Source organism: Thermomonas sp. (genome assembly GCF_023953935.1).
Classification (GTDB): Bacteria; Pseudomonadota; Gammaproteobacteria; order Xanthomonadales; family Xanthomonadaceae; genus Thermomonas.
Genome location: NZ_JAMLIW010000002.1, coordinates 157,704 through 180,973 on the forward strand (window position 1 = coordinate 157,704; position 23,270 = coordinate 180,973).

Genomic DNA, 23,270 nt, shown 5'->3' on the forward strand with positions numbered 1-23,270 from the left:
GATTGTCGGCGGCAGGATCGCCCGTACAGGATTGCTGTGCAGCAGGTGGTAAGGCACCTCGTTCGCGGCAACGGCGGCCTGCACCTTGTTCACCCAGTCGAGTATCGGCATGCGGAATCCTGTTCAGTCCCTTGCGGGCAGTGCATCAACATTGCCCGCAGCGGCCGCGCCACGGGCTTCCTTATCTCACGCGGCCTGAATCGGGAGCTCGCTGGCCTTCGCCACCGGCTGCACATGGCGTGCCTGCCGGCGCAGCTCCACCAACCCATAGCGCTCCATCGTCTTCAGGGTGCGCGACAAATTGCTGGGTGCGCGCCCGCTGAGTTCGGCCAAGGCGTTCAGCGACTCGGGCTTCTGCTCGCGGATCAGCTTGAGCAAGGCGCGGTTATCGTCGGACAACACTTCGGCCAGCGAGCGCATGGAGGTGAACCAGATTTTCGGCTCGCCGGCCGCCGGCTTGCGCTCGCCGCGTGCGATGGCCAGTGAGCGTTCGCGGATGGCTTCCTGCGTGGCGATGCCAATGACGATCTTCTTCATGCCTTTGCCTCCTTCAACACGCGGTCAACCTTGCCATGCAGCAACAACAAATTATCCAAACTTTGGTCGTGTGTTGCAGACATGCAATCACCAGATGATATGTTACGCCATGCCGCTTTCGCCATCGACGTTGACGACCCGGTTATTGTGGTTCTGTGCCGCCACCATTACGCAGCCTGTGCGACCAGGTCGTAATACGGATGCCGCCGGTCATCGAAGATCTCGAATAGCTCTGCGTCAGCGAGTCCTTCCGGGATCAACCATGCATCCACGTGCTCCGGCCGGATGTTGATGATGGTGCGGTCGTGCCCGGCAGCGGCTACTTCCGGCTCCGGTTCGTCGGTGATCGCTGCAAAGGACCACAGGTCGGGCTCCAGGCCCTTGGGATCGACCCAGTGGGAGTAGAGGCAAGCGATGTACATCGTTTCGCCCGTACGTGGGCGTCTGATCTCGACTACCGCCCTTACCGTCATCCACGTTCTCGTAGAACGTCTCGGCCAACATCAGCGCATGCGTGTGGCCGAATTGTTGACGCCAGAACCGTGTCAGGTTGTCGCGCCGGGCGTTGTAGGTGCCTGAGACTTGGCCCGATTTGGTGCGATCGATCGAAGCATCCATCCCTGCGGGCCGGCAGTGGTAGCGCATGGGACGGATGACCTTCTTTCCGTTTTCGATGATGAGCACCGGGGCGTACCAGTCGGGAAAGATGCGGTCATCTCGTGCGGGATCATGTCGGGTGCGCTTGGCGTCCTGGTCAGCGTGCATCATTTGATCTTGTTGCTGGCGATCCGCTGCTCGTTGTGCGTGACCGGTTTCTTGATGCTAACTTGGCTTCGGCTGCGGCAAGTCGGGCTTGCTGTTTAGCGAGTTCGATCTCGCTCTCGGCAAGCTTGCGCCCGTTCCATTCGGCGATGAGATCCTGGATATTCCGCTCCAGCTCGTTCGGGGTCGCATGAAATGGGTTCTCCGCGAAATCCGGCCGTTTGGGGAACTTCTGTCTTGTCTGTGACTCTGCGTCGCCGGTTATGGCGTCGTTCGGTACGTCCTGCAAACGCCTTGCAGCATCGAGTGTCGGTACTTCGTGCGGTAGACGCGCTCGCGCCTGAGCAGCGAAGAAGCCCTCGCAGGCGGCGTCGTCGCCGCAATGACCGGCACTCATGGCACGCAGGTTGGCCGCCAGATAGCGCTGGTACCCCGTTCCGGAACTGGTGCCGCGGTCCGGCATGCAAGACACCGGATTGACTCCTGACGCTGCCAGACCGCCATTTGCGCAGCCCGGCTCACCAGCTGGCGGTCCTGCCGGTGATGCATCGACCAACCCACGACTCTGGTGAACAGGCCGCTCGATTCGATTTACGGCATCACCACCCGTGATCGCCTTTCGTATATCGGTGACCCAGGCCCGGTCCAGCACCGTGAGTCGTTCTAGGTGGTTGCGTTCAGGAAGTCTATGACGTCGCGCAGGGCTCCCGCTGCGATTCCCTTCCGGACGCGTCAGGGCGATGGTGGCCTTATTACTGCCACCTTACGGCTCAGGATCCTACGCACATTTTACGTGTCACTGCGGCGGTGTGATGCCGGCCTGCGTGTGCCCATGCCGCTGGTGTTGGGACTGGCGACGGCAACTCTCCCGGACGGCGAAGGCGTGCTTCGATCTTCCAGGTGCCCGAAGCCATCCGGGAGCAGGTGCAGGTGCGTTCGGCCAATTTGCCCTGTACGGTGACCTGTCGGCGCGCATCAAGCCTCCAGTGACCTGTTTCCGCGGGTGGAGGTCTATTCGATCGACGAGAACTTCGTCGATGTCGAGGGCATCAAGAATCCCGAGCGACTCTGTCTGGAAGCCCGGGAGCGCATCCTGCAATGGGTCGGTATCCCCTGCTGTGTCGGTCTTGGCAGCACGCGCACGCTGGCCAAAGCCGGCAGCAAGCTGGCGAAGGTGCAGTCGCGTCGGGCGGTGAAGGCCGGGGCACTGGCGGTGTGTCATGCCACGGGCAACATCCACCATCCTGTTGAGGGACGTCTGGGCGTTGGCCCGCGCTGTTCCGCACGATTGGCACGAGGCGTGAACTGGCTGCCGACCTGGCCTGCCTGCGGATCCTGACCACTGGCGTGGTGCTGGCAAGGTGCAACTGCGCGGGCATCTTGCGGCGATTTGGCGCTGGAGGTGCCGGATCGCGGCAGATCGGTCGCGCACCTTCGGGCGCGATGTTGCCGATCAGCGAAGCGTTGGCCACCTAACAACCGTGGCCTGCGAAAACCGCCAGCGCGGTCTTGCCGCCGCTGCGGATAGTCTGGCTGGACGGCAATGCGCACCGGGGCGACGGCTTCCACGCTTCACGCGCCGTGCCGCTGCCGATCCCGACCCGGGATACCCGATGTCTTGCGTGCCGTGCGCTGGCTGGCCACATCGATCGCGCCCGGGGCAGAAATTCAAGCGCGGAGGTGTCAGGCTGGCGGATCTGGTGAGAGGTGAACTAAGCCAAGCGGACATGTTCTCAGCACCGGATCCGCGTCGAAGCGGCATGGAGGTGCTGGATCGCATCAATGCCAAGTTCGGGCGCAGGACGGTAGGGTTGGGCACGCGGGCTGGAAGGTGGCGGTGCGCGTACCGAAGCCGACAAGCTGGCCAACGCATGGCTGGCCAAGTACGGACCGCAGATCAAGGCGCTCAGCGATGACCGCAGAGAGTCATACCGCCAGATCGTCGAGATGAGCACCGAGCCGCAGGACGTGGAACTGGTCAAGCCAGAGGCCCGCTTTGAAGCAACCAAGGCGAAGGAAAACGACGACGTGATCGTGCTTCCGACATGGAAGCAGCACCTGCTGTGCGACGATGCCGGCAACTATCCGTCAGAACTGAAGGGTTGGGAGCGTGTGGTTGTGGAGACCGAATGCAAGCGCAAAGGCTTCACCTTCTGGTATCGCAACCCTGGGCAACCTGGGCAATCGTCGCTGGGCATCGCCTACATCGATGGCGACCAATACAAGATCGTCCGCCCGGACTTCGTTTTCTTCGCCGAGCAGGATGGGAAGGTGGTGGTTGACCTTGTTGACCCTCATGGCCTGCACCTGGCCGATGCGGTACCTAAGCTGAAGGGATTGGCCACCTACGCCGAGACGCACGCCGAGGCCTATCGACGCATCGAATCCGTCGCCGAGGTGAAGGGCAAGCTGCGGGTTCTGGATTTGACGAACGACCAAGTACGCAAGGCCATCGCGGGTGTCACGGACGCAGCAGGCCTTTCAGGCCTCTTTGGCGGAGCGCTGGCCGACGACTACGACTGATAGCAATCGCAGCAGCCACCAAGATGGCGGCTATCAGCTGTTGAGAGGCTGCTTACCCCAACTTTTTCGCCAAATCACTCGCCCGTGGGTGGTAGTAGCGTTTGAGCATCCGCAGATCCTTGTGTCCGGTGACAGCGGCCAGCTCGACGAGATTGGGTAATTTCTCCGCAAGGCGCGATGTGGCCTCGTGGCGCAGGTCGTGGAATCGCAGGTCGGTCAGCCGCGCATCCGGCTTGCGGCCCGCGTCAGCGCATTCCTGGACGTAGCGGCGGCGTGCCCGCTCAATGGTGCGTACCCACGCCTTCTTGAGAGCATCGGCGGTCAGCCTGAACACTTTGCCGGAAGGGGAGTCGGCGTCACTGCCCCCGAGATCGTGCAGGATGGCAACAGCCTGCCGTGACAGCGGCACCGTTCGCGGCTCGCCATTTTTCGTCATCGGCAAGTGCGCTGTTTGCGCTTCGAGGTCGATGTACTCCCACTCCAGCGCCAGCAGCTCACCTTGACGCATCGCGGTTTCCAGCGCCAGCAGCACCAGCGGCTTGAGGTTGGATTGCCGCGTACCGGTGCGATAGTTGCCGGCACGCTTTGCGCCACAACTCGGTGCGGGTTGATCTTCCATCGCTGCCAGCAGCCGCGCCTGTTCGTCCTTCACCAACCGACGATCCCTTGCGTCGGCGGCGACTGGTGCAGCGATGGCGGCAACCGGGTTCTGGGGCAACGGGATCAGGCGTTCCTTGCGTGCCCAGGTCAATGCGCCACTCAGCACGCCCATTTCGCGGGCCACCGTTCCAGGAGCAACGACACGTAGCCGTTCGTCGCGCCAACGCAACAGGACGGCAGGCGTCAGCGCGTCGAGCCGGTAATGCCCGAGGTCTTCAGCGAACCGAGCCAATCGGCCCATCTCTGCGGGAGAGCCGCGCTTGGACGCAACCGTTTGGACGTAATCTGCCAGTAGTTCGCCAAGCGTGGTGCGATGCGCTACCGTGACATCGACCCACGCGCCCCGTTCCATTTGGGCTTCTTGCTCGCGCGCCCAGGCCTGTGCTCAAGGTTTTGTGGCGAAGGTTTGGGAGGTGACTCTATCCCCTCTCCGTCGCACTTTCGCTTGCCACCGCCCCGATGGTCTTTGGACGAATGTCGCCATATCATTTGTCCCCGTTTTGTCCCAATCGGGGTAAAGTTACGCTGTAAACGTTGGCGGTGCTAGGCTCTATTTTGCCTTCACACGGCAAGGGTCGCAGGTTCGATCCCTGCACCGCCCACCAGCAAAATCAACGGCTCAGGCCGTTTTTTTTGTGCCTGGATGCGCCCCACCGGGCGCGGTCAGCCCACCACCTTGTAGCAGGGCTGGTAGTCGCCGGAGATCTTCATCCGGCGCTGTTCGACGAAGGCGCGCAGCAGGGCGTCGAGGGCGCGCATGATGTCGGGATCGCCGTTGATCTCGAACGGGCCGCGGGCCTCGATCTGCCGCATGGCCGCTTCCTTGACGTTGCCGGCGACGATGCCGGAGAAGGCGCGGCGCAGGTCGGCGGCCAGTGCGTGCGGCTTGCGGCCGTGGTGGAGGTCGAGGCTGGCCATCAGCTCATGGGTCGGCACGAAGGGCTGCTGGAAGGCCAGCGGCACGTCCAGGCCCCAGTTGAAGAAGAATGAATCGCGCTGGGCGACGCGCTGCTCCTTGACCTTGCGGATGCCGCCGCCCATGCGCTTGGCGACCTGGATCGGATCGGCCACGATGATGTCGTAAAGGCTGGCGGCTTCGTCGCCCAGGGTCAGGCGGATGAACTTGTCGATCTGCTCGAAATACGGGGCGGCACCGGTGGGGCCGGTGAGGATCAGCGGGAAGCGCAGGTGGGCGTTTTCCTCGCGCAGCAGGATGCCGAGCAGATAGAGGATTTCCTCGGCGGTGCCGACGCCGCCGGGGAACACGATGATGCCGTGGCCCATGCGGACGAAGGCCTCCAGGCGCTTTTCGATGTCCGGCATGATCACTAGGTGGTTGACGATCGGATTGGGCGATTCGGCGGCGATGATCCCCGGCTCGGTGATGCCGATGTAGCGGGTGCGGCGGCGGCGCTGCTTGGCGTGGGCAATGGTGGCGCCCTTCATCGGCCCCTTCATCGCGCCCGGGCCGCAGCCGGTGCAGATGTCGAGCCCGCGCAGGCCCAGCTCGTAGCCGACCTGCTTGGTGTATTTGTATTCGTCCTGGCCGATCGAATGGCCGCCCCAGCACACCACCAGGTTCGGGTCGGCCGGGAACAGCACCCGCGCATTGCGCAACAGCCGGAACACCGCATCGGTGATGCCGGCGGAGTTGCCCAGTTCGGGATCGCCGTTGAGGTCGATCGCGGTGAAGGCCAGATCGCGCACCACCGCAAACAGCAGTTCGGCCACGCCGCGGATGATCTGGCCGTCGACGAAGGCCATCGCCGGCGCATTGCGCAGCTCCAGCCGCACGCCGCGATCCTGCTGTTTCACTTCGATGTCGAAGTGCGGATACAGCTCCTGGGCGGCGCGCGGGTCGTCGTTGGCGCTGCCGGAGGTGAGCACCGCCAGCGCGCAGCGGCGCAGCAGGTCGTGCAGGCCGGCGCCGGAGGCATCGCGCAGGCGCGCCACTTCCTCGCGCGAGAGCACGTCGAGCGCGCCCTTGGGGTAGATGTGGGTGGAGACGGTGGGCAAGCTGGCGGCGGAGGCGGAGGCGGAACCGACCGCATCCGGTGGCAGGGGTTTGTTGTTGTCATCCATAGGGGCGTGAGTCTATCGCAACGGCTGAAACAAAACGCCCGGGAAACCCGGGCGTTTTGTGCAGCTGGAAACCGTGAGAAATCAGAACGTGTAGCGCAGGGTCAGGCGCATGGCCCAGCGCTGCGAAGGATTGTTCGATTCGTTCACGTCCAGCGTGTTCGGCGAATACACGCCGCCCTTGTTGTACAGGCTGGTGCTGGAGATGTCGTAGATGTACTTGCCGATGTCGCCCGCCGTGCAGACCGGGCTGACCGCCGTGCAGACGCCGGCGAAGTTGGCGAACTGCCGGATCAGCGGGAAGTCGGCGCGATATTCCACACCCCAGTTGTGGTTGAGCATGTTCAGGAAATTGAAGATATCGAGGCGGATTTCGCCCTTGTGTCCGGCCATGAAGCCCGGGATTTCCTGCGAGAAGCTCAGGTCCAGCTGGTTGGCCCAGGGCGCGCGGGAACGGTTGCGCCCGAAGATGTCACCACGGCTGCCGTTCAAGGCAGGGTCGTTGTTGACGTAGGCCCAGAACGAATCGGCCATCGCCGCCGAGGTCGGGTTGGCCCAGACCACGTCATCCGGCCCCTTCGGGATGTAGGCCAGCGAGCGACCGCTCATGCCGATGCCCTGGACGTCGTTGCCGAACACCCAGCTGTATGGCGCGCCGTCGTGGCCGTCGTAGATCGCCGAGATGCGGGTGGTGTAGTCGCCGAAGAAGTTGTGCTGCCAGCTGATGCGGGCCAGCACGCGATCCGGGATGGAATAGTTGGAGATGCCGATTTCGTCCTCGCCCGGATTGGTGAAGGCGCGGTATTGATAGCTGCTGTAAGCGACGCTGGACGTGCCCGGGTTGACGTCGGTGGCGTGCGACCGGGTGTAAGCCAGCATCCCGCTCCAGGTGCCATTGAACGGTTTCTTCAGCGACAGGGTGAAGTTGTCCGAACCGCCTCGATCGGTGTTGGTCAGCAGGATGGTGTTGCTGAATGAGGGATTGCTGTTCCAGTAGGTGGAGTTGCCGCTGCCGGGAGCCGCATTCGGGTACCGGGCATAGCTGTAGCGTCCGTCCGGAAGGGTCCCGGTCGGCGTGCCGAGGTTGATGTCGGCATAGCGGATGCCGTTGACGACGTCCAGATGCTGATATTCGGCGGTGAAGATCAAATCCCACCACGGCAGCTGGCGATCGAAGCCCAGCGTGAACTTGGCCACGGTCGGCAGCTTGAAGTCGGGATCGACGACGTTGACGGTCATCGACGAACTGCCCAGGCCAGGAGGCGTCAGCGCGCCGCCCGGCACGTTCTGGTTGTAGGGATCGGCGCTGAACAGCGGATCGGTCGGCAGCCGATAGCGATTGATCCTCCAGGTGGCCGCCGCCACGCCGTTGTTGGAGTACGGGTTGGACATCCAGACCGCCGGCGTGTTCGACAGGAACAGACCCGCGCCACCGCGCAGCTGGGTGGGGCGTTCGGTATCGAAGGTGTAGTTGAACGAGAAGCGCGGCTGCAGCACGCCATTGCCGTCGATGGTGGTGACATTGGTATAGCCGAACCCGCCCTTGGCGGCGTTCGGATTGCCCGCATTGGCGCGCAGGCCGCACGGCCCGAGGTTGCCCAGCGTGCCCGGGGCGGCCGCAAAGCAGGGGTTGAAGGTCGGGTCCGGATTCACCTTCGGGATGTCATAGCGCAGTCCGTACTGCATCGACAGCCGGTCGTTGACCTGATAGGTGTCCTGGATGAAGAAGCCGTACTGCTTCATCGTGAAACGGGCAGCGACGTTGTCCAGCGTGTAGCCCGGCGCCGGCAGCGCCAGCCGGTACTCGCGCCAACGACCGGCGGCGAAATCGGCGATCGAGTTGAAGGTGTACTGGCCGTTGTAGCGCTGCAGGAACAGGTTGTAGTAGTCGTCGGACTGATAGTCCACGCCGGCCTTGAGCACATGGTCGCCCAGATACCAGGTGCCGGCGAAATACGCGTTCCAGGTCTTGACGCTGATGACGTTGGCCTGGCTGGAATACTCGGTACCCAGCCGCACCATGGTGCCGGAGTCGGTGCCGTTCAGGCGCACCGAAACTTCCGGCTGGTAGCCGCCCACCAGCGGGCCGCGGGTCTGGTCGAACTGGCTGTAGCCCACCGAGAACTCGGTCGAGAAATTCTCGGTCCAGTCGTCGTACAGGCTCAGGGCGTAGCTGGTGCTCTTCTTGTCGAACACGTACCAGTTGCTGGACAGGGTCAGCAGGGTCTGGCTGCTGTTGGTGATGATCGGTTCGACTTCCGTGGTTCGGCTCCAGCGGAAGCTGGCGCGGTGGAAATCGTTGATGTTCCAGTCCAGCTTGACCAGGGCGCGTTTGGAATCGATGTCGGTGCTGGCCGAGCTGGCATCACCGGGATCCATGCCCCAGGCCTGCGCCGTGGTGATGATCTGGTCGAGCTGGGTCTGGGTCAGCCCGTTGACCTGCGAGGCGGCGCTGGAACCCGTCGGCCCCCACAGCGAGCCTGGCGAGGTCTTCTTGCCCTCTTCATAGGACAGGAAGAAGAACAGACGATCCTGGATGATCGGGCCCCCCAGGGTGACGCCCCAGGTGGTGTCCTTGCCGTAGCCCGTCCAATCGGTCAGCGCATTGCGGTTGTTGCCGCCCTTGCCGATCATGCTGTCGGCATTCTGGTAGACGTAGTACAGCGAGCCGTGGAACTCGTTGGTGCCGGACTTGGTGACGGCATTCACCCAGGCACCCACGCCGCGGCGGACGGTGACATCGTAGTTGGCCGTGGAGATGTTGTAGCTCTGGATGGCGTCCTGCGAAATCGGCGTGCCCTTGGTCGGCAAGCCGTTGTCGTTCAGGCCGAAGGGGTCGCCGGCCTGGATGGTGTCCACCGTAATGCTGTTGTAGCGGAAGTTCTGGCCCATGGCCGAGAACGCGCCGCGGTCGCGGTCGGTGACAACCACGTTGGGATCGGTGCGCACCACGTCCTGGATCGAGCGATCCGGCGTCGGCATGCGGTCCATGTCCGCGCGGGTCAGATTGGTGCCCATGCCGCGGTTGTCGGAAGCGAAGGTGTCCGCGCCAGCTCCGACCACCACGACCGCGCCCAGCGTGGTCGCGCCTTCGGAATTGAGTTGGGCATTGACGGTGGCCACCTGGTCGAGGCCAAGGTAGACGTTCTCCTGGGTCCGGGTGCCCTCGCCTTCCTTGGTGATGGTGATGGTGTACGGACCGCCGACGCGCAGGCCGCGGGCGTTGTAGCGGCCGCTGGCATCGGTGGCGGCGCGGCTGACCGTGCCCGATTCGACGTGGGTGATGGTGACCTGGGCGCCGGCGACCGGCTGGCCGCTGGTGCCGGTGACGAGGCCACCGACGCCGGACGAGGTGCTCTGTGCGAACACGGGAGCCGCGGCGAGCGCGACGATCAGACCCAGTGACAGCCTCGACAGCCGGACGCGGTGCAGGTGATTCATGGCATGACCTCTGAATTTTTGACAGGAAAAACGCATGTTCCCCGCATGTCGCCGCCGGAAATCACGGGCAGGCGCCGCAGGACGTTTGATTGAAGCCCCTACGCCGTACGCAGAGGTACGCCGTTACGGAAGTTTAACACGTCAACACGCTTGCAAACGTGCTCTGGATCATGCAAACGCTGGGGCGACAAGCTCACGTCACAACGTATGTGCATGCGCCACCTTATTGAAACCATTCGATATTCAGCACTGTCGTCACACCCGCACCCCTGCCAGTGCTCAACCGACTCAGCCGGCGCCGTGCAGATAGCTGGCCACACCGTCGAGGAACATCTGCACCGAGAGGGCGACGATCACCATGCCCATCAGCCGTTCGACCGCGGCCAGGACGCGGTTGCCGAGCAGCCGCTGCAACCAGGGCGCGCAAAACAGGATCAACGCGGTCGCGCCCCAGGCCAGGGTCAGGGCCAGCATCCACTCGCCCATCCGCGCAGGCTGCTGCGAGCCCAGCAGCATCACCGCCGCCATGCCGGAGGGACCGGCGATCATCGGGATGGCCACCGGCACGATGAAGGGCTCCCCGCCCGGCACTTCACCCATCACGCCTTCCGGAGTCGGGAAAATCATCCGCAGGCCGATCAGGAACAACACGATCCCGCCGGCGATCGACACCGATTCCTCGCGCAGGTGCATCAGTGACAGCACGTGCTGACCACCCCACAGGAACAGCAGCAGCACCACCAGGGCGATGACCAGTTCGCGCGCGAGGATGCGGCGCTGGCGGGCGGCGGGAATGCCCTTGAACAGACTGAGGATGACCGGAATGTTGCCGAGCGGATCGAGGATGAAGAACAGCAGCAGGGCGGCGGAGGTGATGGTCATGCTAGGTCGGCCGCGGCGAAGGCGGGCTGGAGATCGCGAATTTTCCCGCGCCAGGCGGAGGCGGCGGGCGCCAGCAGTTCAACGCAGGCGGGGGCATAGTCGGCGGCGGGCCGTGCTTCCGGATCGACGTTGAGCTGGTAGGCGGTGGCACGCAGGCCGGTGCGCATCGGGCCGGGGCGCAGGCCGCTGATGCGCGGACCGGCGGCGCCCAGCTCGGCCTGCAGCATCGGCACCAGCGCCGCCTGCGCACTTTGCGCAAGGCCATAGCCGCCCCAGAACGCACCGGCGGCTTCGGGCTTGCCGCGACGCTCGGGGGTGTCCAGCACGAACACTGCGGCACCGGCATCGGACTTGGCCAGCAGCGGCAGGCAGGCCTGGGTCAGCCACCAGCGCGCGGTCAGGTCGACATGGATGGCGCGGGCGAAATTGGCCGGGTCGGTGTGCGCCAGCGGGGTCAGGGAACGGAATTCGGCGGCACAGTGCAGCAGACCGTCGAGGTGGCCGAATTCGCCTTCGATCGCCTGGGCCAGCTGATCGAAATCATCCGGCGTGGCGCCTTCCAGATCCATCGGATACAGCATCGGATCCGGGCCGGCGGCTTTGACCGTTTCGTACAGCTTGTTGAGCGCACGCAGCTTGCGGCCAAGCAGGATCACGCTGGCGCCGGCTTGCGCGCAGGCCACCGCCGCGGCAGAACCCAAGCCGCCGGCCGCGCCGGTGATCAGGATGACGCGGTTTTGCAGACGGCCCGACCCGCTCGCGGCATGCACGCTCACGGCTTGCCCACGTCGGCCAGCATGCGCGCCAGATCGCCGGATTCGGCCAGCTCGACGATGATGTCGCAGCCGCCGATCAGCTCGCCCTGCACGTACAGCTGCGGGAAGGTGGGCCAGTCGGAGTAGCGCGGCAGGTTGGCGCGGATTTCCGGATCTTCCAGCACATTGAACGTGTGCAACACCTCGGCGCCCGCGTCCTGCAGGGCCTGCACGGCGCGGCTGGAATAGCCGCACATCGGATACTCCGGCGTTCCTTTCATGAACAGCACGACCGGATGGCTGGCGATTTCGGCGCGGATGCGCTCGGTCACGGTTGGCACCTGTTGACTCCTGCAAATCGCGGCATGGCCGCTTCACGGGGCGACTACGGCATCGCTCGCTACAATCCACCATTGTAATGCGTCGCGCGGCTACGACCGCGCTTTCCACCCATCCGCTTGGAGACTCCGCCCATGGCCATCGAATTGCCTGCCCTGCCCTACGCCCACAACGCGCTGGAACCGCACATTTCCGCGGAAACCATCGACTTCCACTACGGCAAGCACCATCAGGGCTATGTCACCAATCTGAACAAGATGATCGAAGGCACCGAGTTCGCCGATCACGATCTGGTGTCGATCATCCGCAAGGCGCAGGGCGGGATGTTCAACAACGCCGCACAGGTGTGGAACCACAGCTTCTACTGGAACTGCCTGAAGCCGAACGGTGGCGGCGAGCCCACCGGCAAGCTGCTGGACGCGATCAATGCGGCCTTCGGCAACTTCGCCAAGTTCAAGGACGAGTTCACCAAGACCGCGGTGGGCACCTTCGGCTCCGGCTGGGCCTGGCTGGTGCAACGCCCGGACGGCACCCTGGCGCTGGCGAGCACGCCCAACGCGGCTACCCCGATCACCGGCCAGGACACGCCGCTGCTGACCTGCGACGTGTGGGAACACGCCTACTACATCGACTACCGCAACGCGCGCCCGAAGTACCTCGACGCGTTCTGGAATCTGGTCAACTGGGATTTCGCTTCGGCGCAGATGAAGTAAGCCGTGGGAAGCGCGCCTTGCGCGCGACGGGGATTCGGGATTCGGGATTCGGGAGACGCGGGCTCGTCATGCCGGCGCGGGCCGGCGTCCATTTTGACGCTCAGCTGCCATTGCGCCCGCGCCTTGCCTGCGCGCGGGCGGCGCGGAGGGCGTCGAGTTTTTCCTTGAGCTTGATTTCCAGCCCGCGCGCCAGCGGGTGGTAGTAGGCGCGTTCGCCCATCGCCTCGGGGAAGGCGACCTGATCCAGCGCCACCCCGCCTTCGACGTCGTGGTCGTACTGGTAGCCGTCACCATAGCCGAGCTCCTTCATCAGCTTGGTCGGCGCATTGCGCAGATGCATCGGCACCGGCTGGGTGCCGAATTCGCGCAGGTCGCGGCGGGCGGCACCCAGCGCCTTGTAGCCGGCGTTCGATTTGGCGGTGCTAGCCAGATAGAGTACCGCCTGCGCCAGCGCCAGTTCGCCCTCGGGACTGCCCAGTCGCTCGTACGCATCCCAGGCCTCCAGCGCCATCTGCAGCGCGCGCGGATCGGCCAGGCCGACGTCTTCCACCGCCATCCGGGTCATGCGTCGGGCCAGATAGGCCGGGTCGGCGCCGCCGTCGAGCATCCGCACCAGCCAGTACAGCGCCGCGTCCGGATGGCTGCCGCGCACCGATTTGTGCAGGGCCGAAATCTGGTCGTAGAACTGCTCGCCGCCCTTGTCGAAACGGCGGCTGCGGTCGGCCAGCACCTGATGCAAGGTGGTGGTCGTCACCTCGCCGCCTTCCTGCCGGGCGATGTCGGCGGCGATTTCCAGCAGGGTCAGGCCGCGCCGCACGTCGCCATCGGCGGCGCCCGCGATTTCGGCCAGCGCCACCTCGTCGATGCGCAGCCCCTGCCCGCCCAGACCGCGCTGCTCGTCCTCCAGCGCGCGCCGCAGCGCCATGACGATGTCTTCGGCAGACACCGCGTCGAGCACGTGAACCCGGCAGCGCGACAGCAGCGCCGAGTTCAGTTCGAACGAAGGATTTTCGGTGGTCGCGCCGACGAACAGGATGCTGCCGCGCTCGATGTGCGGCAGGAAGGCATCCTGCTGGATCTTGTTGAAGCGGTGCACCTCATCGACGAACAGCAGGGTGCGCTCGCCGGCCTCGAAGCGCGCCTGCGCCCGCGCCAGCACCTCGCGCACCTGCGGCAGGCCGGAGAGCACGGCGGATATGGCGACGAACTCGGCCTCGGCGTGGTGGGCCAGCAGCAGCGCCAGCGTGGTCTTGCCGCAGCCGGGCGGCCCCCACAGCACCATCGAATGCAGGCGCCCGGCCTCGATCGCCTTGCGCAGGGCGGATCCCGGCGCCAGCAGGCGCGGCTGGCCGACCATCTCGTCCAAGGTGCGTGGCCGCATGCGCTCGGCCAACGGCCGCAGCGCGTCGCCGTCGGACGCGCCGATCGGCAGGTCCAGCGATCCGGAAGATTTGCGCGGCGCAGCCATGTCGGCATTGTACGGGCGCGTGGTCGCAGGGGTTGCGACGCGGGTTTGGCGGCCCCGCGAGGACTTGATGCAGACTGACCAGAGCGCCCTAGCTGTAGGCGTGCTCGGGCCCGGGGAAGGTGCCTGCGCGCACCGCGGCGGCGTAGGCGTGGATCGCGCCGGCGATCGAGCCGCCTTCGGCGAGGAAATCCTTGACGAATTTCGGCTTGCGGTGGCCGGTGTCGATCCCGAGCAGGTCATGCAGGACCAGCACCTGGCCGTCGCAGCCGGGGCCGGCGCCAATGCCGATCGTCGGGATCGGACTGGCCGCGGTGATCGCTGACGCCAGCGCCGCCGGCACGCCTTCCAGCACCAGCAGCGAAGCGCCGGCTTCGGCGACCGCCAAGGCGCTGGCGCGCAACTGCTCGGCCGCCGATTGCTCACGTCCCTGCACCTTGAAGCCGCCCATCCGCAGCACCGATTGCGGGGTCAGACCGAGGTGGGCGCAGACCGGGATTTCGCGCTCGACCAGGTAGCGGATCGTTTCCAGCTTGTGCCCCGCGCCTTCCAGCTTGACCATCGCCGCGCCGGCCTGGATGAAGCGCACCGCCGCCGCATGGGCCTGCGCTGGCGCGGGATCGGAACCGAACGGGAAATCGGCGATCTTCAGCGCCCGCCGCGCGCCGCGCGCCACTGCGGCGGTGTGGTAGACCACGTCCTCGACCTGCACCGGCAAGGTCGAGTCATGCCCCTGCACCACCATGCCCAGCGAATCACCGATCAGGATCAGGTCAATGCCGGCAGCGTCGATCACGCGCGCGAAGCTGGCGTCGTAGCAGGTCAACATCACCAGCTTGCGGCCTTCGGCGCGCGCCTGCGCCAACTGCGGAACGCTGACTGCCTTGGTTTCCGAATGAACGCTCATCGCCATCCCGGGTTTGGTGGAACCGGGATTATCCGGCATCGCCGCGTCGCGGCAGCGTGTCGGCGTCCACACCCAACGCGGCCGGCAGCAGCGGCACGATGCCTTCGGCGTCGACCCGACGCAGCGCCTCGACCACCATGCCATGCCCGGGGATGACCATGTCCGGGGCGATTTCCGCCAGCGGCACCAGCGCAAACGCGCGTTCGTGCAGGTACGGATGCGGCACCCGCAGGCCAGCTTGGTGGATCGCGTGATTGCCGTACAGGAGCAGGTCGAGGTCGAGTGCGCGCGGCCCCCATTTGACCGAAGCCGTCTCGGCGGTGCGCAGGCGACCGGCGCGGCGCTCGATCGACAAGAGCTCGTGCAGCAGCGCCTCGGGCGAGAGCCGGGTTTCCAGCAGGACCGCCGCATTGACGTAATCGGGCTGGGACACGCCGCCCCAGGCGGGGGTACGGTACAAGCGTGAGGACGCCAGCACGCGGGTGTCGGGCAATTCCGCCAGCGCCGCGATGGCGGTGCGCACGGCGGCGGCCGGGTGGCCGATATTGGCACCCAGCCCGATGCAGGCTTGGATTGGCACTGTCATTCAGGTGTCTCCGTGACTGGATGCGTCCGGCCCCGCGGCGGCGCGGTTGCTGGTCGCGGGCGGCTTCGATTCCACCACGTTCCGCGGCTCCTTTGCCAGTTCCGCAGCGGGCGCCACAACCGCCCCGGCAACCGACGGGTCATTCTGCGCCTGTCGCCAGAAGGCGACGTCGTCCACATGCGAATTCGAAGCCGCCAGCCGCAGTTCGAGGAAATCGAACGCGGCACGGAAGCGCGGGTGCGACAGCAGCCGCTGCACGCGCTTGCGTTGGCGCAGTGAAAACCGCGGCTGCAGCAGCCAGATCTCCTGCATCGGCAGCGAGAACCGCCGCGGCAGCGCGGTGCGCGTCACCTGCCGCAGCGTGACGCGGTCGGCGGCGCGGCGCTGGGCCTCGGCCGCCTGCACGCCCTGCGCTTGCAGCTGCGCCAGCGCGTAGCAATAGGCCGGCCACAGCAGCACCGCGAACAGGAACGCGGGCGAGACCGGCTCCTCGGCGGCCACCCGCGCATCGGTATTGCGCAAGCCCTGCACCAGCATCCGCCGCAGCGCGCCGGACTTGTTCGCCGCCAGCGACTGCGCGGTTTCCGGCAGCAGCACCGGCAGCAGGCCGAGCCGTTCCAGATGTTCGAAGCTGGCCAGCGCATGCCCGGACAGGAACAGCTTCATCGTCTCTTCGAACAGGCGTGCCGGCGAAGCGTCGACCAGCAGCCCAGCCAGACGCGGGATCGGTTCAGCGGTGGCCAACTCGATCGAAAACCCCAGCTTGGCCGCCAGCCGCGCCGCCCGCAGCATCCGCACCGGGTCCTCGCGATAGCGCGCCTCGGGCTCGCCGATCAGGCGCAGGGTGCGCGCCTGCACGTCGGCGAAGCCGCCAACGTAGTCATGCACGCCGAAATCGGCAATCGAGTAGTACAGGGCGTTGGCGGTGAAATCGCGGCGGATCGCGTCTTCCTCGATGCTGCCGTACACGTTGTCGCGCACCAGCCGTCCGCTTTCCAGGACTTCGCGGCCGGGTTCCTCGTCGTCATCGCCGCCATTGGCGCGGAAGGTGGCCACCTCGATGATCTCGCGCCCGAACACCACGTGCGCCAGCCGGAACCGCCGTCCGATCAGGCGGCAATTGCGGAACGCGGCCTTGACCTGTTCGGGGGTGGCATCGGTGGCCACATCGAAATCCTTGGGCGCCCGCCCGACCAGCAGGTCGCGCACGGCGCCACCCACCAAATAGGCCGCAAAGCCCGACTCGCGCAGGTGGTAGAGCACCCGCAGCGCGTTGCGGCTCATCTGCTTGCGGGAGACGCCGTGGACATCGCGTGGAATCACGCGCAATGCCGGCGCAGCCGACGCGTTCGGGTTCGGGGTTTCGCTCATTCGCAGCTGCAGGAAAAGAGGAACGGGAAGCGCAACGGATCGCCGCCCGTGCAAATACTACCAGTCGCACCGCGCCGCCCGATCGGGAAGTGCATGGCGTGGGCTGAGATGCGTCGCGGGTCGCCCGGTCGGGTTCGCCGCTCAACACTCCGCGTCCAGCTTCGATTCACGGACGCAGGCCATCCTTGGCCTGCTCGAACCCGACCGGGCAACCCGCGACTTGTAGCCTCACGCGGCCGGCAGTCTCAAATAGCGATTTCCGGCGCGCCCATTACGTCAAGCTCTCGGACAAACGCAACCAAAGCCTGACGTGCTTCGCTTAAGCCACAGGGTCGCCTGCCTGCGTGACCGGTCCGAGCGGGCCATGGATGGCCCGCGGCCGCGCATCGGAGCTGGAAGCGCAGCTTGCGCGGCGGGCCGATCACGCAGGCAGGCGGCCGTCGTTGACGCCAGCGCATCTTCACAATACGCAGGCCATCCCCAGCCTGTCCGAGCCCGGCCAGGCAGCCCCCGACTCACGCCATTCGCGCCGTCTGGCCTGAATTCGCGCGGCACAGGGATGTGCCGCGTCTATCCCGTAGGGTAGAATCGCCGTCCCGACGATCAATGCTCCCTTCGTCTAGAGGCCCAGGACGTGGCCCTCTCAAGGCTAAAACACGGGTTCGAATCCCGTAGGGAGCGCCAACAAAGAAAACCCTCGTGCCGCAGGCACGGGGGTTTTTCTTTGTCTGCCCTGCAGGGACCCGAGCGTACAATCCCGGCAGCTTCGTCTTTCAACAGCCCACACCCATGCCCTACGTCGTCACCGCCAACTGCATCGTTTGCAAGGATCTCGAAGGCGACGACACGGCCCCGACGCTCCGCACAAGCGACACTCCGCCGCTGCCGCCGGAACACCTCCGCGCGCCAGCCACAGGTCAGGTCCAAACAACGCAAAAGCCGGACGCCGACGATTCGGCATCCGGCTGAGGCAACCGCCCGCGGCTTACTGCCCGCCCAGCGCCGCCTTGAGCGTGCCGATCAGCTTGCCGGCGGCTTCGCCGGTGGGCGGCAGGCCGCGCGGATCGACCGCCGACACCCAGGTGCCATTGCCGGCCCGCGAGACGCGGACCAGGAACTTGCTGTCCTGATAATCGACATCATAGGTGCCGAGGATCTCGGCCTTGCTGGCGATGCGGACGCCGGGCACCGCGGCCAGCGCCTCGCCCACCTTGGCGAAGGCGGTGTCGCGATCGACGGCGAGGTTGAACCCGAGCGGGGCCATCGCCGGCATGGCGGCGCTGGCGGTCGCGGTCGTCGCCGTGGTCGCCGGCAGGTTCATGGCACGATCGGCGGCAGGACGGTCGAGATCCGGCGGAATTTCCAGCGGCCGGCTTTCCGCGCTTTGCAGATACGCATCATTGGTCTTGCTGAACCAGTGGCAGCCGGACAGGCTCACCAGCAGGAAAACCGTGGCGAGCGGAGCGAGGGTGCGGGTCGCGCGGGCGGAACGGTGCATGGTGTCTCCTGTCAGGCCGCCGCGACGCGGCTGCGTTGTTCAATTTCGGAAATGGCCGCGTGCAGGCGTTCGGCCTGGGCGGAGTGTGCCGATGATAGCGGTTGCAGCGGCAAACGCAGCCCGTGACCGATCCCGTCCAGCGCCAGCAGCGCCTTGAGCGGGATGGGATTGGGCTCGATCGAAAGAAAGCGGAACAGTTCGGCCAGCGCCGCGTTCAGCGCCGCGGCCGCGGCGGCATCGCCACCCCGCGCCAGATCGCAGAGACGGCGCATCGCCTGCGGCACGACGTTGGAGGCCACCGAAACCAGGCCATCAGCCCCGGCCAGCATGGCCCGCGCCGCCGTCGGGTCGTCGCCACTGAGCACCGAAAATTCCTCGCTGCGGAAGGCCAGCAGTGCCTGCATCCGTTCCGCTTCCGGGCGCGCTTCCTTCACCCCGATGATCCCCGGATGGGCCGCCAGCGCGCCGGTGGTCTCCGGCAGCATGTCGCAGCCGGTGCGGCCGGGGACGTTGTAGAGCACGACCGGCAGCCCGCCCTCGTCGGCCACCGCGCGAAAATGCGCCAGCAGCCCGTTCTGGGTGGGGCGCACGTAGGGCGGCGTCACCACCAGAGCGGCATCGGCGCCCAAGGCCGCCACGCGACGATTGAAGCGAATGGTCTTGGCGGTGTTCGACTGGCCGGTGCCGGCCAGCACCGGCACCCGGCCCCGGCAGGTTTCCACCGCGATCCGCAACAGCTGGTCGTATTCCTCATCGACCAGCGCCGCCGCCTCGCCGGTCGAGCCGGCCACGACCACGGCCTGTGTGCCCGCCTCCAGCTGCGCGTGCAGCAGGCGCTGCCACGCGGGGATGTCAAGTTCGCCGGCTGCCGTGAACGGCGTCGCCAGCGCGGTGATGCTGCCGAAAAGTCGCAAGGTGGTGGCCTGATTGGTTCGCGGTGCGGGGCGCGGCGCACAGGGCGCCGGCGCAAGGTGGGAATGCGTGCTCCGCCGAATCTTAGCGGAGCGCGACGCGAAGCGAAACCGGCGCCGGGCCGGGATGTCCGGCAGCGGCAAACCGGCGGCCAGTGCGTGTATGCTGCGCCCCATGCCGCCACCTTCGCGGCCCCTTCGTTCTGGGACACCGCTTTGAGCAAGACCGCCGCCCGGCCCGCGCCAACCGAAAACCACCTGCTGATCAACGCGTACACCACGCACCCGCAGTCTCCGCTGCTTCCCGTCACCCGCCGGATCGCCGACTCCGGCTGCAATCTGGTCGATACCCGGCTGGCCACCGTCGGCCGCGACGTCTCGGTGACGGCGCTGGTATCGGGCTCGTGGGACGCGGTGGCCAAGCTCGAAACCATGCTGACCAAGCTCGAACGCGAGGAAGGCCTGAAGCTGGTCTGGTACCGCACCGGACCCAAGCCCTTGCAGTCGAGCCTGTTGCCCTACGTGGTCGAGGTGATCGCCGCCGACAAGCCCGGCATCCTGTTCCAGCTCGCCGATTTCTTCGACCAGCAGGGCATCACCATCGAAAGCCTGCACTGCGCCCGCTACCGGGCGATGCAGACCGGCGCCGACATGTTCTCGGCCCAGCTCACCGTCGGCATCCCCGCAGACATGCACATCGCGACCCTGCGCGATGACTTCCTCGAATTCTGCGACCACCTCAACCTCGATGCGATCATGGATCCGATGAAGTATTGAGCCCGATGAGCGCACCCGGCGACCGCGTCCCCGACCTGCCGCTGGCGCTTTCCAGCGGCACGAGCGCCACGCTCGGCGATTACGCAGGAAGCTGGCTCGTCCTCTACTTCTACCCCAGGGACAGCACCCCCGGCTGCACCACCGAAGGCCTGGATTTCAACGCCCTGCTGCCGAAGTTCAAGCACGCCAATGCGGTGGTGCTGGGCGTGTCGAAGGACTCGTTGAAATCGCACCACAACTTCTGCGCCAGGCAGGGCTTCAAGTTCGATCTGGTCAGCGATGCCGATGGCGCGCTGTGCGAAGCCTTCGGCGTGATCCAGCCGAAAAAACTCTACGGCCGCGAATACCTCGGCATCGTCCGCAGCACTTTCCTGATCGATCCGAGCGGAACGATCCGGCAGAAATGGCAGCCGGTGAAAGTCCCCGGCCACGCGCAGGCGGTGCTGGATGCGCTCAAAGCGACGCAGACCAAGTGATCGGCCATCCCCTGCCCCGCAGGCGCGCAAAGCTGCCCCTCTTCCGCCCTTCGGGCACCTTCTCCCCGCAGCGCGGGGAGAAGGAAAAACAAAGCACGCTCTCTCCGCAGCGCGGGGAGAAGGAAAAACAAAGCGCGCTCTCTCCGCAGCGCGGGGAGAAGGAAATGTCCATGACCGGCACCCACCCACCGAGACCCTCCGAATGACCCACGGCAAACGCATCTACGTCCTCGATACCAACGTCCTGATGCACGATCCGACCGCGCTGTTCAAATTCGAGGAACACGATGTGTACCTGCCGATGCAGGTGATGGAGGAGCTCGACAACGGCAAGAAAGGCACCTCGGAGGCCAGCCGCAACGCGCGTCAGGTCAGCCGCTTTCTCAATGAACTGATCGAAGCCTCCGGCAATACCGACATCCATGCCGGCATCCCGCTGGTCCGTCCGCAGGGCCTGCGCCTGCGCGGCGCAGAAAGCGCCGGCCTGCTGCGCTTCCAGACCTCCGATTTCGACGCCGGCAAGCGCTTCGGCACGGTGATCCCGGACAACAACATCCTCGGCGCGATCCTGGTGCTGAAGGAGTCCGATCCCGGCGCGCCGGTGGTGTTCGTCTCCAAGGACATCAACCTGCGGATCAAGGCCTCGATCGCCGGGATCGCCAGCGAGGACTACGAGAACGACCGCGCGCTGGACGATTTCAACCTGCTCTACACCGGCGCAACCGAGCTGGCCGAGGACTTCTGGCAGCGTCATGGCAAGGATCTGCGCTCGTGGACCGAAAAGGGCCGCACCTGCTACGAGATCACGCGCACGGACGACGAGGACTGGCATCCCAACCAGTTCGCCTTCCTGCCCGGCGACGAGCAGTCGGAACTGAAGGTGGTCAAGCTCGATGGCGACAAGGTGACGCTGCAGATCGTCGATGATTTCCGCCACAGCCAGCACTCGGTCTGGGGCATCAACGCGCGCAACCGCGAGCAGAACTTCGCGCTGAATGCGCTGATGGATCCGGAGATCGACTTCGTCACCCTGCTGGGCACGGCCGGCACCGGCAAGACCCTGCTGACGCTGGCCGCCGGCCTCGCGCAGACCATGGACGTGCAGCGCTACCGCGAGATCGTGATGACCCGCGCCACCGTCAGCGTCGGCGAGGACATCGGCTTCCTGCCCGGCACCGAGGAAGAAAAGATGACGCCTTGGATGGGCGCACTCACCGACAATCTCGAAGTGCTCACCCACAACCAGGAAGGCGGCAGCTGGGGCCGCGCGGCGACCAATGACCTGCTCGCCTCGCGGATCAAGATCCGCTCGATGAACTTCATGCGCGGACGCACCTTCCTGTCGCGCTACCTCATCCTCGACGAGGCGCAGAACCTGACGCCGAAGCAGATGAAGACCCTGATCACCCGCGCCGGCCCGGGCACCAAGATCGTCTGCCTCGGCAACGTCCAGCAGATCGACACGCCCTACCTGACCGAGACCACCTCGGGCCTGACCTACGCGGTGGACCGCTTCAAGCACTGGCAGCACAGCGCCCACGTGACGCTGCGCCGCGGCGAGCGCTCGCGGCTGGCCGACTACGCCTCCGAGGCGCTGCTGTAGGCCAACGGATGGGCGCGGTGCAGGTCGATCAACTGGCGGTGATTGCCGACGATGGTCACCGCTTCACGCTGGAAGCGCATGTGCCGGAAAATCCACGTGCCCGCTTGTTGTGGTTGCCGGCACTGGGCGTCTCGGCCAAGCATTACCGCCCGTTTGCGCAAGCGCTGGCGGCGCGCGGCATCGCCTGTTTCCTGCACGAATGGCGCGGCCACGGCAGCAGCCCCCTGCGCGCGCGGCGCGGCGTGGACTGGGGCTATTGCGAATTGCTCGATGACATCCGCGCCAGCGAGGCCGCCTGCAACGCGCAGTTGCCAACGGTCGAGCGCATCCTCGGCGGCCACAGCCTCGGCGGCCAGCTCGCCTGCTGCCGGCTGGGGCTCGATCCGCAAGCTGCCGACGCGCTCTGGCTGGTCGCCAGCGGCACGCCCTACTGGCGCAATTTCCCACGCCCGACACGCTGGTGGCTGCCGCTGGCCTATCGCTTCCTGCCGTGGCTGGCGCGGCGCGTGGGCCACCTGCCGGGACGCAGGATCGGTTTTGGCGGCAACGAAGCCGCCGGCGTGATGGCGGACTGGGGCCGCAGCGGACTGTCCGGTCACTATCTGCCATACGGAATCGACGCCGACCTCGAAGCCGGCATGGCGCAGTTCAGCGGCCGGCTGCGCGGAATCGCGCTGGCCGACGACTGGCTGGGCCCGCTGCCCTCGCTGCGCCACCTCACCAGCAAACTGGCTGACGCCCGGACCCGGCTGATGACCCTGGACGCAGCGGCGCTCGCCGCGCCCGCCGACCACTACGGCTGGATGCGCCAGCCCGACGCCTTAGCCGATCAGCTGACACACGAGCAACCGTAGCCTGAACCGTGATTCGTGATTCGTGATTTGGAAAAGCACTTTGTCTCTTGCAAATCACCAATCCCCAATCACCAATCATCAATCACCAATCACCAATCACCAATCACCAATCACCAATCACCAATCACCAA

22 protein-coding genes, 1 tRNA gene and 1 pseudogene are annotated in these 23,270 nt (G+C 65.8%); 9 read left to right on the top strand and 15 right to left on the bottom strand.

The genetic code is table 11. The features are described 5' to 3' along the window. Positions 1-186: 186 nt before the first annotated feature. The 3 genes and pseudogenes from M9902_RS03525 to M9902_RS03535 all read right to left on the bottom strand — a co-directional run. Complete coding sequence (locus M9902_RS03525; protein WP_297221214.1) at positions 187-537, bottom strand: helix-turn-helix domain-containing protein; 351 nt, start codon at positions 535-537, stop codon at positions 187-189. 167 nt (positions 538-704) lie between these two features. Continuing rightward, positions 705-959 (bottom strand): SOS response-associated peptidase family protein, encoded by a 255-nt coding sequence (locus M9902_RS03530; RefSeq protein ID WP_297221215.1) that lies wholly within the window; start codon positions 957-959, stop codon positions 705-707. Between the two features lie 632 nt (positions 960-1,591). Beyond that, a pseudogene (locus M9902_RS03535) lies at positions 1,592-1,875 on the bottom strand (IS3 family transposase); the annotation flags it as partial. 427 nt (positions 1,876-2,302) lie between these two features. On the opposite strand from M9902_RS03535, the gene M9902_RS03540 reads away from it, so the two are divergent. Then, complete coding sequence (locus tag M9902_RS03540) at positions 2,303-2,638, top strand: hypothetical protein (RefSeq protein ID WP_297221216.1); 336 nt, start codon at positions 2,303-2,305, stop codon at positions 2,636-2,638. Between the two features lie 608 nt (positions 2,639-3,246). Continuing rightward, positions 3,247-3,822, top strand: a complete 576-nt coding sequence (locus M9902_RS03545; RefSeq protein ID WP_297221217.1) for a hypothetical protein — start codon at positions 3,247-3,249, stop codon at positions 3,820-3,822. Positions 3,823-3,874: 52 nt separating this feature from the next. On the opposite strand, the gene M9902_RS03550 is transcribed toward M9902_RS03545, so the two are convergent. The 6 genes from M9902_RS03550 to grxD form a co-directional block, all read right to left on the bottom strand. Next, positions 3,875-4,834 (bottom strand): site-specific integrase, encoded by a 960-nt coding sequence (locus tag M9902_RS03550; protein ID WP_297221218.1) that lies wholly within the window; start codon positions 4,832-4,834, stop codon positions 3,875-3,877. Positions 4,835-5,145: 311 nt separating this feature from the next. After that, a complete protein-coding gene (gene ppnN / locus M9902_RS03555; protein WP_297221219.1) occupies positions 5,146-6,564 on the bottom strand; it encodes a nucleotide 5'-monophosphate nucleosidase PpnN in 1,419 nt (472 codons plus the stop codon). Between the two features lie 81 nt (positions 6,565-6,645). Then, positions 6,646-10,002: a TonB-dependent receptor gene (locus M9902_RS03560; RefSeq protein WP_297221220.1), complete on the bottom strand. Its 3,357-nt coding sequence runs from the start codon at positions 10,000-10,002 to the stop codon at positions 6,646-6,648. A gap of 288 nt (positions 10,003-10,290) precedes the next feature. Further along, complete coding sequence (locus tag M9902_RS03565) at positions 10,291-10,884, bottom strand: YhgN family NAAT transporter (protein ID WP_297172760.1); 594 nt, start codon at positions 10,882-10,884, stop codon at positions 10,291-10,293. Continuing rightward, positions 10,881-11,660 (bottom strand): SDR family NAD(P)-dependent oxidoreductase, encoded by a 780-nt coding sequence (locus M9902_RS03570; RefSeq protein WP_297172757.1) that lies wholly within the window; start codon positions 11,658-11,660, stop codon positions 10,881-10,883. The genes M9902_RS03565 and M9902_RS03570 overlap by 4 nt, the downstream gene beginning before the upstream one ends. Continuing rightward, positions 11,657-11,980, bottom strand: a complete 324-nt coding sequence (gene grxD / locus M9902_RS03575) for a Grx4 family monothiol glutaredoxin (RefSeq protein WP_297172754.1) — start codon at positions 11,978-11,980, stop codon at positions 11,657-11,659. Before grxD ends, M9902_RS03570 begins: the two co-directional genes overlap by 4 nt. A gap of 132 nt (positions 11,981-12,112) precedes the next feature. Here grxD and M9902_RS03580 point away from each other — a divergent pair, with 132 nt between their 5' ends. Beyond that, positions 12,113-12,691: a Fe-Mn family superoxide dismutase gene (locus M9902_RS03580; protein WP_297221221.1), complete on the top strand. Its 579-nt coding sequence runs from the start codon at positions 12,113-12,115 to the stop codon at positions 12,689-12,691. A gap of 100 nt (positions 12,692-12,791) precedes the next feature. On the opposite strand, the gene M9902_RS03585 is transcribed toward M9902_RS03580, so the two are convergent. The 4 genes from M9902_RS03585 to pcnB form a co-directional block, all read right to left on the bottom strand. After that, positions 12,792-14,159 (bottom strand): replication-associated recombination protein A, encoded by a 1,368-nt coding sequence (locus M9902_RS03585; RefSeq protein WP_297221222.1) that lies wholly within the window; start codon positions 14,157-14,159, stop codon positions 12,792-12,794. 88 nt (positions 14,160-14,247) lie between these two features. Next, positions 14,248-15,063, bottom strand: a complete 816-nt coding sequence (gene panB / locus M9902_RS03590) for a 3-methyl-2-oxobutanoate hydroxymethyltransferase (protein WP_297221223.1) — start codon at positions 15,061-15,063, stop codon at positions 14,248-14,250. Between the two features lie 28 nt (positions 15,064-15,091). Beyond that, positions 15,092-15,649 (bottom strand): 2-amino-4-hydroxy-6-hydroxymethyldihydropteridine diphosphokinase, encoded by a 558-nt coding sequence (gene folK, locus M9902_RS03595; protein ID WP_297221224.1) that lies wholly within the window; start codon positions 15,647-15,649, stop codon positions 15,092-15,094. Then, positions 15,650-17,020, bottom strand: a complete 1,371-nt coding sequence (gene pcnB, locus M9902_RS03600) for a polynucleotide adenylyltransferase PcnB (protein ID WP_297221225.1) — start codon at positions 17,018-17,020, stop codon at positions 15,650-15,652. A 608-nt stretch (positions 17,021-17,628) separates the two neighbouring features. Here pcnB and M9902_RS03605 point away from each other — a divergent pair. Together M9902_RS03605 and M9902_RS03610 are read left to right on the top strand one after the other, a co-directional pair. After that, positions 17,629-17,704, top strand: a tRNA-Glu gene (locus tag M9902_RS03605). A gap of 105 nt (positions 17,705-17,809) precedes the next feature. Next, positions 17,810-17,989: a hypothetical protein gene (locus tag M9902_RS03610; protein ID WP_297221226.1), complete on the top strand. Its 180-nt coding sequence runs from the start codon at positions 17,810-17,812 to the stop codon at positions 17,987-17,989. Positions 17,990-18,005: 16 nt separating this feature from the next. Here M9902_RS03610 and M9902_RS03615 read toward each other — a convergent pair whose 3' ends face one another. Together M9902_RS03615 and dapA are read right to left on the bottom strand one after the other, a co-directional pair. Beyond that, complete coding sequence (locus M9902_RS03615; RefSeq protein WP_297221227.1) at positions 18,006-18,518, bottom strand: hypothetical protein; 513 nt, start codon at positions 18,516-18,518, stop codon at positions 18,006-18,008. Between the two features lie 11 nt (positions 18,519-18,529). Further along, the gene (gene dapA, locus M9902_RS03620) at positions 18,530-19,432 is read right to left on the bottom strand and encodes a 4-hydroxy-tetrahydrodipicolinate synthase (protein ID WP_297221228.1); all 903 of its coding nucleotides are present in this window, start codon (positions 19,430-19,432) and stop codon (positions 18,530-18,532) included. Between the two features lie 213 nt (positions 19,433-19,645). Here dapA and M9902_RS03625 point away from each other — a divergent pair, with 213 nt between their 5' ends. From M9902_RS03625 to M9902_RS03640, 4 genes are all read left to right on the top strand, one after another. Beyond that, the gene (locus tag M9902_RS03625) at positions 19,646-20,206 is read left to right on the top strand and encodes a glycine cleavage system protein R (protein WP_297172204.1); all 561 of its coding nucleotides are present in this window, start codon (positions 19,646-19,648) and stop codon (positions 20,204-20,206) included. Between the two features lie 5 nt (positions 20,207-20,211). Beyond that, positions 20,212-20,682 carry a peroxiredoxin gene (locus M9902_RS03630; protein WP_297221229.1) on the top strand — a complete coding sequence of 157 codons (471 nt, stop codon included), beginning with the start codon at positions 20,212-20,214 and terminating at the stop codon, positions 20,680-20,682. 202 nt (positions 20,683-20,884) lie between these two features. Further along, on the top strand, positions 20,885-22,285 hold the full coding sequence (locus M9902_RS03635) for a PhoH family protein (RefSeq protein ID WP_297171994.1): 1,401 nt from the start codon (positions 20,885-20,887) through the stop codon (positions 22,283-22,285). 17 nt (positions 22,286-22,302) lie between these two features. After that, positions 22,303-23,139, top strand: a complete 837-nt coding sequence (locus M9902_RS03640) for an alpha/beta fold hydrolase (RefSeq protein ID WP_297221230.1) — start codon at positions 22,303-22,305, stop codon at positions 23,137-23,139. Positions 23,140-23,270: the final 131 nt, after the last annotated feature.